General features: G+C 65.8%; 1 protein-coding gene. It reads left to right on the top strand.

The features are described from left to right. A partial coding sequence (locus HX773_RS25405) for an alanine racemase (protein ID WP_218168362.1) occupies positions 1-310 on the top strand: 310 nt, incomplete at both ends.

Here is a 310-nt window from a genome sequence, read left to right on the forward strand (position 1 = left end):
CTGCCGCCATGCGTCCTGCCCGTGCCCTGATCGACCTCCATGCCCTGCGCCACAACTACCAGCTGGCCCGTGAAGTATCGGGGGCCAAGGCACTCGCCGTGATCAAGGCCGATGCCTATGGCCATGGTGCCGTGCGCTGTGCCCAGGCCCTGGAGGCCGAGGCCGACGGCTTTGCCGTGGCCTGCATCGAAGAAGCACTGGAACTGCGCGCCGCGGGTATCCGCGCGCCGATCCTGCTGCTGGAAGGCTTTTTCGAAGCCGACGAGCTGGCGTTGATCGTCGAGCACGATTTCTGGTGCGTGGTGCATTC

Source organism: Pantoea sp. B9002 (assembly GCF_013385945.1).
GTDB lineage: Bacteria > Pseudomonadota > Gammaproteobacteria > Enterobacterales > Enterobacteriaceae > Pantoea.